At 44.8% G+C, this 5,279-nt stretch carries 6 protein-coding genes; 3 read left to right on the top strand and 3 right to left on the bottom strand.

Annotation, left to right across the window (positions count from 1 at the left end; all coding sequences use genetic code 11):
* The first annotated feature begins 293 nt into the window (after positions 1–293).
* Complete coding sequence (locus AB3112_RS07865) at positions 294–845, top strand: LemA family protein (protein WP_084973518.1); 552 nt, start codon at positions 294–296, stop codon at positions 843–845.
* Between the two features lie 16 nt (positions 846–861).
* On the top strand, positions 862–1,869 hold the full coding sequence (locus AB3112_RS07860; RefSeq protein ID WP_084973516.1) for a M48 family metalloprotease: 1,008 nt from the start codon (positions 862–864) through the stop codon (positions 1,867–1,869).
* Positions 1,870–1,950: 81 nt separating this feature from the next.
* Here the strand turns inward: AB3112_RS07860 and AB3112_RS07855 are convergent, their stop codons facing one another.
* From AB3112_RS07855 to AB3112_RS07845, 3 genes are read right to left on the bottom strand one after another with little or no spacing between them, the layout of a single operon-like run.
* Complete coding sequence (locus AB3112_RS07855; protein WP_084973514.1) at positions 1,951–3,876, bottom strand: copper-translocating P-type ATPase; 1,926 nt, start codon at positions 3,874–3,876, stop codon at positions 1,951–1,953.
* Complete coding sequence (locus tag AB3112_RS07850) at positions 3,876–4,148, bottom strand: cupredoxin domain-containing protein (RefSeq protein WP_084973512.1); 273 nt, start codon at positions 4,146–4,148, stop codon at positions 3,876–3,878. Before AB3112_RS07850 ends, AB3112_RS07855 begins: the two co-directional genes overlap by 1 nt.
* 15 nt (positions 4,149–4,163) lie before the next feature.
* Positions 4,164–4,532: a cupredoxin domain-containing protein gene (locus tag AB3112_RS07845; RefSeq protein WP_084973511.1), complete on the bottom strand. Its 369-nt coding sequence runs from the start codon at positions 4,530–4,532 to the stop codon at positions 4,164–4,166.
* Positions 4,533–5,045: 513 nt separating this feature from the next.
* Here AB3112_RS07845 and AB3112_RS07840 point away from each other — a divergent pair.
* Positions 5,046–5,279 (top strand): ketopantoate reductase family protein (locus tag AB3112_RS07840; RefSeq protein ID WP_367334239.1); only part of this gene is annotated, 234 nt, incomplete at its 3' end.

The following is a 5,279-nucleotide window of genomic DNA, read 5'->3' as shown; positions in this document are numbered from 1 at the left end:
TCGGCAGTGAGTGTCTTGCTCGTCCATTGCTCCTGACTGCATAATTCGGGGTGTTGATGAAACTGTTTGAATTGCGCAATCATATATTGATTCAGTTCTGGTTCAACGAGGATTGGGTCAGCCATCCGGATCACTCCTAATCATTCTTTAATCTATATTTAATAATACTTTAAGAGTTCACGTAAAGATAGTCAAGGAAGATTTAAAGATGGTAATATTATTGTGAAATCAACTTTTCACAACGGGTCCAGTATGGTATGTTGAATATCAAAGAGACCAAGGAGGAACATACAATGGGACTATTAATTACAGGAATTATCATTGTCATTTTGATTGTGATCGTTATTGCCCTATATAACGGTCTGGTCAGTCAACGGAACCTGGTGGATGAAGCTGCCAGCCAAATTGACGTTCAACTGCAACGACGGGGCGATTTATTACCTAATTTGCTGGAGACAGTTAGGGGCTATGCCAAGCATGAACAGGAAACCTTTGAAAAAGTCACGGCAATGCGCTCACAAATTCAAGATCCCAACGTTAGTTTAGGCGATAAGGTTAAGGCCGATAATCAATTAACCGGCGCATTAAACCATCTGTTTGCGGTTTCCGAAAACTATCCAGAATTAAAGGCAAACCAAAACTTTTTGTCACTTCAAGAAGAGTTAACCAATACAGAAAACAAGATTGCCTTTTCGCGTCAAAACTACAACAGTAACGTGATGGTTTACAACAACAAACTGCAAACCTTCCCAAGCAACATGGTTGCAAAATTCGGAAACTTCCCAGCTCATAGTTACCTTGAAGTTCCTGAACAATCTAAAGAAGTTCCACAAATGAAATTTTAAAGGGGACTGACTGATAATGGACACCATAAATCAGCAAGTTCAGCAAAATCGGCGGCGAACCTGGTCAGTAATGGCCTTTTTTGTCGTTTTAATCGCCATTATCGGCTTTCTAATTGGGCTGGTCTTTGCCATGGCAACCAAGGATGAAGATACCATCAATTGGCTCATTCCAACCTACACGATGGTCGGTTTTCTAATTGGGGCCGCCATTTATTCGTTCTTCGTCTATATGGGCGTCACTGATATTTTGATGCGTTCAGCCAATGCCCACAAATTACAGGAATCCGATGATCCGGAGTTATTCAATATTGTCAGTGATTTGGTCATGGTTGCCCAGATTCCGATGCCGGACATATACTTAACCGATGATCCGTCACCGAATGCGTTTGCTACCGGTCGCGATCCTAAGCACGCCGCTGTGGCGGTTACCAAAGGATTACGTCAAATGATGAATCGTGAAGAGTTGGAAGGGGTTTTGGCCCATGAAATTTCTCACATCAAGAATTATGATATCCGAGTGTCTTCAATCACCATTGCGTTGACGACCTTTATTGCCGGATCTGGAACAGTGTTGATTGTCTCTGGTATTGAGTTGATGCGAGGCGGTCGTTGGTTTAGCTGGTTTGGCAGTGACAGCGACGATGATGCCAAATCAAGTTGGGCGATTGCCTTGGGAATCTTAATGTTTGGCTTAATCATGTGGTTAGGCGGCTGGATTATTCGAATTGTCGGTGTTCCAGTTGCTCAGATTCTTCAGTTCTCAGTTTCTCGTGAACGGGAATCTTTGGCCGATGTTTCCGGTGTTAATTTAACCCGGGATCCACAGGGCTTGATTGATGCGTTGACTTTGCTGAAGAACGACTCGACACCTACCAACAACCCAACTGCCAAAGGGGCTGCGCTTTATATCAATGAGCCGGTCACGAGGCGGGGAAAAACACCATTTCTGGCTAAAATGTTTGATACCCATCCACCACTGGATGAGCGGATTGCCAGACTGAAGCGTTTGTTAGGCGAAAAATAATTTAAACAAGCATGCAATACAAAAACGGATGGCTCACAGGTTTTACAAAACCCATGAGCCATCCGTTTTTAGTTGTATCAATTATGCCACTTGGGCACTCGGTGTGATTTTCGTTCGATTTAACAAGACTGAACTGGTTACGACTGACAATGAGCTAAGTGCCATTGCCAAGCCGGCTAATTCTGGACTTAAGGTCAATCCAATGAAGTAGAAGATGCCGGCAGCAACCGGAATGCCGAGGACATTGTAGATGAATGCCCAGAACAAATTCAACTTGATTCGATTAAACGTTTTTTTACTTAATTCCAATGCCTTGTAAACGTCGCGAAGATCGTTTTTAACCAGAACGATGCCACCAGATTCGATGGCAATGTCGGTTCCGGATCCCATGGCGATGCCGACATCAGCGGTACTTAGCGCAGGGGCATCGTTAATACCGTCACCGACAAAAGCAACTTTACCGGACGCCTGGAACTTTTTAACTTGGTCAGCTTTATCTGCAGGTAAGACATCGGCGACCACTTGATCAATGCCAACTTGATCGGCGATGGCTTGTGAAACGGCCTGATTATCGCCAGTCAGCATGACTGTTTTCAGCCCTTGAGGCTTAAGCGCCGAGATGGCATCCTTGGAAGTTGGCTTTGGGGCGTCTTGAATTGCGATTAGGCCAATAACCCGCTGGCCTTCGCCGACAAAGACAACTGTCTTGGCTTCTTGCTGAAGGGTAGCCATTTGAGCTTTGAGTTCAGCACTCACGGATACGTCATTGAGCAGCTTGTCATTACCGACAAACGCCGTTTGGCCGTCAATAACGGCTTGAACGCCTTTCCCCTCGATGGCTTTAAAATTTTGCGATGGCGTGATCGTTAGGTCAGAATCCTTGGCTTTATTGATAATGGCCGTTGCCAGTGGATGTTCTGAGGACTGTTCCAAGCTGGCCGCAATTCCAAGTACTTGAGCGGAATCACCAATTACATCAGTGACTTGGGGCTTGCCGACCGTAATGGTGCCAGTTTTATCAAAAATCACTGTTTTAACATCGTTGACGGCTTCCAGAACCTCGCCATTTTTAATCAGGATGCCCATCCGCGCACTGCGGCCGGTTCCGACCATCAAGGCCGTTGGTGTTGCGAGTCCAAGAGCACATGGGCAGGCAATCACGACCACTGACACGGCAAAAATCAAGGAACTAGCGACGCTGGCACCAATAAAGACGTACCAAATCAAGAAAGTTAGAATCGCAATAATCAGCACCAGTGGAACGAAAATCGCCGAAACTTTATCGGTTAATCCCTGAATGGGCGCATGACTGTTTTGGGCCTTTTTGACCAACTCGACAATCTGTGACAGCATTGTTTCATTGCCGACTTTGTTCGCTTTAAAAGTAAACGTGCCAGTCCCGTTGACAGTGGCACCGACTACGGAATCGCCAACCTTTTTTTCGACTGGCATGCTTTCTCCGGTAATCATGGATTCGTTGATAGTCGAAGCGCCACTGACGATTTGACCGTCAACGGCAATCTTTTCACCCGGACGTACCTTGATGATATCTCCGACGACAATTTCTGAGATGGGAACCTTGACCACTTTGCCATCTCGGATCACTTCAGCATCCTTCGCCTGTAAGTTCACCAATTTTTCGACAGCATTCGAAGCGTTATTCCGCATCCGTTCTTCAAAGACCTGACCTAAAAGAACGAAGGTGGTGACAAAAGCAGCACTTTCAAAGAAGACCGGCTGGTTGGTCGCCATGGCATAAATGCTGTAAAGGTAGGCGGTCATCGTTCCAATTGCGACCAGCGTATCCATATTGGAGTGGTGCTTCTTAAATGACGCCCACGCGCTTCGAATAAATGGGCCTGCTGCGACGACCATGACGACCGTCGTTAGGGCAAACATGGTCCACTCACCACCCGGCATCATCCAGCCAAATGGTTTCAGGATCATTTCTGCCAGCATCGGCAACGAAAAGATCAATGAAATCCAAAACCGTTTTGTGATGGTCATTAGCGCACCTCGACTTTTCCGTGGAACATGTCCATTCCGCAACTGAAGCTGAATTCACCTGCTTGATCGGTTGGAATTTGGACCGTTTTGGTAACACCAACTGGTAATTCTTCTGAAAAGTTCAGGGCATCGGAATGAACGACGTCCAAGCACCCTTGAGCATTGGTGCGTTTGAAATTAATTTCAGCGGGGATACCTTTCTGAAGCTTGACTACTGAAGGTTTGTACCCACCGGCAACGATGACATCAACTGTTTGTTTATTTTTACTCATGATAAATTCCTCCGTTTACTTAATGACTAATTTTCCGTGAAACATGTCCATCCCGCAGGACCACTGAAACTCGCCAGGATGGCTGGTATCAATCTCAATCTCTTGTTTTTCGTTCTGTGGCAGTGCCTGGTTAATTCCGAAGTCTGAAAAGACAACCCGGTCCAAACACGATGATGAATCCTTGCGGGTGAAATTCAACCTTGCCGGTACGCCTTTTTTCAAGACGACAACTTCAGGTGAGTAGCCACCGTTTACTTCAACGTCAACCACCTGCTGGTCGTTTGTGACCTTTGCATTTGCTTCGGCCACGTCATGCTTGCCGAAGAACCACCAGAGGATAAATCCAATAATGGCAAGTCCAACAATTAAAACAATAACTTTCAAGATCCCATCTCCATTTCAATATTAAATTTACAAACGTAAACTTTATGTGTCTAGCATATAGTCTAAGTTTACATTTGTCAACTTTAAATTTAAAATGGGTTGGATTGTTTTTTAAAGTCAGGATTTGAAAAATGATTTTTAAAATTGTTGTTGACAATTAAAAAACCATGAGTTAGATTATAGGCGCATTAAAATTTGATTGAAAAAATGCAGCGACGAGGAGAGTAGGTTCGCGTAATCATTTCAGGGAGTCCCGTTAAGTGCGAGGGGATAATGATGACCGAATTGAAAGTAGCCTCTAAGCAGTAGATGCGAAGTGATGAGTATCTACGGTGTGCACCCCTTAAAGTGCCAGTGTATCGCCAAGTTATTGGCCGTACACGATGAGTCGATTTGTGTGAGCAGATCGTGAATTTAGGTGGTAACACGCGTAAGCGCCCTTGATCTTATGAATTAAGATCAGGGGCGCTTTTTTTAATCAAAAATAAAATTTGGAATTGGAGAGTGGTTTTTATGAAGTTTGCAATGATTGGTGCAGGAGCAATGGGATTACGTTATGGCATTTTACTGCAGGAGGCTGGCAACGATGTCACATTTATTGACACGTGGCAGCCCCATATCGACAAAATTCGTGAACAGGGTGGCGTATACGTCATGCGTGATCATAAAGACCGCCATTTAACAAAAATCAAGCTGGAAACACCGGAGACATTTGACGGCCACCCAGATATGTTCATTTTCTTTACG

Source organism: Lentilactobacillus sp. (assembly GCF_040773105.1).
GTDB lineage: Bacteria > Bacillota > Bacilli > Lactobacillales > Lactobacillaceae > Lentilactobacillus > Lentilactobacillus parabuchneri.
Note: the sequence above shows the minus strand (reverse complement) of the source record. Positions and strands in the feature narration are given on the sequence as shown.

Excerpts from the sequence above, each read along its gene's own strand:
- AB3112_RS07865 (WP_084973518.1), top strand. The coding sequence starts at position 294 with ATGGGACTATTAATTACAGGAATTATCATTGTCATTTTGATTGTGATC.
- AB3112_RS07860 (WP_084973516.1), top strand. The coding sequence starts at position 862 with ATGGACACCATAAATCAGCAAGTTCAGCAAAATCGGCGGCGAACCTGG.
- AB3112_RS07855 (WP_084973514.1), bottom strand. The coding sequence starts at position 3,876 with ATGACCATCACAAAACGGTTTTGGATTTCATTGATCTTTTCGTTGCCG.
- AB3112_RS07850 (WP_084973512.1), bottom strand. The coding sequence starts at position 4,148 with ATGAGTAAAAATAAACAAACAGTTGATGTCATCGTTGCCGGTGGGTAC.